Source organism: Pseudomonas sp. LAMO17WK12:I10, from assembly GCF_900215185.1.
GTDB lineage: Bacteria > Pseudomonadota > Gammaproteobacteria > Pseudomonadales > Pseudomonadaceae > Aquipseudomonas > Aquipseudomonas chlororaphis.
Genome location: NZ_OBDX01000077.1, coordinates 1 through 2,519 on the forward strand (window position 1 = coordinate 1; position 2,519 = coordinate 2,519).

Annotated in this window: 2 protein-coding genes; both read left to right on the forward strand. The window is 47.7% G+C overall.

Annotation, left to right across the window (positions count from 1 at the left end; all coding sequences use genetic code 11):
• Window positions 1–440 precede the first annotated feature (440 nt).
• On the forward strand, window positions 441–1,457 hold the full coding sequence (locus CRO75_RS32795) for a hypothetical protein (RefSeq protein WP_143504337.1): 1,017 nt from the start codon (window positions 441–443) through the stop codon (window positions 1,455–1,457).
• A 466-nt stretch (window positions 1,458–1,923) separates the two neighbouring features.
• Window positions 1,924–2,519, forward strand: a 596-nt coding sequence (locus tag CRO75_RS32800; RefSeq protein ID WP_143504339.1) for a hypothetical protein, incomplete at its 3' end; no start/stop codon positions are given.

The window sequence follows — 2,519 nt, forward strand, 5'->3', positions numbered from 1 at the left end:
CAATCAGTGTCCGGGTCTCCAAGGATTCATTTCAAGATAGAACTCAGTAGTCAAAGAGCTGAACTCATCAGGTTTCTGGTGGCTCCGGCGCTTTTTAATTTATTATTAGGAAGTTAGTCGCTGTTCCATTGAATATTCCATGGGCTAGATTGTTGCTCGAAGAGTTTATCTGTCTGTTGGGAAGTTGGATGGCGATATCTTTTTGATCTGGTTGGAAGTGGACGAAGACTTTGTCTTTGAGGCTTGTGGGGGCGTACTGTTCAGGAACTGCTTCGGTACGAATTGAGTGTCATGGATAGTTTTAGAAGGCATCGGAGGCTAGTAAATTTCGCCTTGTTGAGGCGATATTTTTGGTTGCGGGATTGGTGGGAAAAGGCCACCGTTGTCTACATCTGGTTGGTAAAGGACTGAGTTCACTCTGGGGCTTATCTGGATGCGTGATGGAGGGCATCGACACAATGTTTAGCGGAGATCTGAAGTTAATGGGAGAGATTTTTAGTCGGGCATGGCTTCCATTCGTATTGGTCGGGTTTGTTTTAGGGGGGGGTGTTTCGAATCTGAATAATGGTCCTTTATTCTATGCTAAGCATTTTGTTCGATTGCTTGAGTTTTGTCCTCAGGTTAGGGTTAGTAAAGTTTCGATGAATAAAATAAGTAAGCATATGGAAGGAGGGCGCTGGGATTTGCCTTCGATTTCCACGCTAAGTTTAGATCAATTGCAAGGCGCTTCTCGGCCATCCTATCCGCTATGGGGGGGAGCTGAACAGGAGCAACTGCTCGCTTCTGATTTAGTAGTAACAAATGCGAATGTCGGGGAGGCTAGGATGCCGACAAGCGAAGTGGGATATGAGGTAGCTAATCGGGTTGCATCTGCGTGGACGGGGGCGATTTCGACGCTAGGAAAACTAGATGCTCTGTATTGGGAGGTAACTGAGTTAGAGGAGCTGGATGTTGGAACAGAGCGACCTCGGGATTCTGTCCTGTCTGCTGAGGCGGAATTCGACTTGCTGTATTCTCACCTGGCACGGGTGCGCAGCGATCTAGAAGTGGTAGAAGTAGAGCTTCGTTTAGCGTTGAGAAAACTTCCTCAGCAATCTGGCGAGCCGTTGAGCGGTGAGCATTCGTTTGCTGCGGACGAAGAGAGGATGAATGCCATGCAAAATGCGACTGCAGTGTGCGCTGTAAATCTAGGTTCTATGCAATGGAGGCTTCTGGCTAGGGAAAGTTCCATTGATGAAAAAATCGAACAGATTGATGTGCGAAGTATGTCTGCTTTCATTGGTCGTAATAATTGTCAATGGGCAAATGAGCCTCTCCGGGTGGCTCGGAGTGACATGGGAGCTCAGGCTGTGATCGGGGCTCAATCGCATGCTGCAACTTGGCGGAGCGGTTGGGAAGATCAGTATAATCTGATGGAAGTAAAGCGCATGACGAGCGGAGATCGGATTGTTTTCTAGATAATCTTGGCGATATATGAGGGGCAGGAGGAGTGAAGTTTGCTGAGCGTTATTTCTGGCTCGGTAAAGTATGAGGTAGGTGGCAAGAGGTTAATTTGTGAATTAGAAGATTTCTGCTTGTTATACTTTAAGTTGGTTAGCAATCTCCACCTTCGGAAGGGTCAGTCTCCACCAAATTCGCCTCGATATCGTCAGTTTTAAGAAGCGTTTGCGTTCATTATTGCAAGCTTAATTTTTTAGAGTGGTTGGAAAGAAGGGAGTATTGCGGGTGCCGCTAATTTCAAAGTATCACGAGCTAGTGTTTTACATAGGTGGGCTCTTCGTCAATGATTAGGGGGGGCTTGCAGTGAGAGGCATGTCATGCTGTTGTGGGTTTTAGGTTGGTGTGGCATGTGAAGGTTATAGGGGGCTGATAAAAAATTTCCAGCATGCTGTCAGGCTTAAAGTCAACATTAAAGGTGCGGTCATGATAATTATTGACGTGGTTAGGCATGATGGTGTATTGGAAAGAATTGCTGTTCCAGCGAAGGAAGGTGACGCGCCTACGCACATCAAAAAAGCAAAAGGCCATATAAAATACAGCGCCCAGCTCAATGACGCTACGCAAAATTCACATGTGGTAGTTGAACGTGTCGGCAATGATTTGGTAATTATGAGGAATGGAAAGAAAATTGCCATCATTGAAGGATATTTTTCTGATACGGTCTCAAGTTTTACACTTGAGAGTGTGGCAGGAGATGAGCTTCTTACTATTTCTGAAGCCAACATAGCCGAATACCCAGCGAGCAGTATTTTGTTTGACTCGGTTGCAAACTCATCCAATGAGTCACTGTTTGCAGGTCTGACGTTCGAACAGCTTGCACTGGGAGGGGCTGGCTTAGTTGTAGGGGGAGCTGTCGTTGCGGGGATAGCAAGCGCCTCGCAGAATAGAGGTGGAGACTCTCATCAACCCGGACTGGTTAGCAGCGCTCCGGCGGCCCCGACCCTGAGCCTGGCCCAGGACAGCGGCAGCAGCAACAGCGATGGCGTTACCCAGGACGGGACCGTCACGGTGACGGGCCT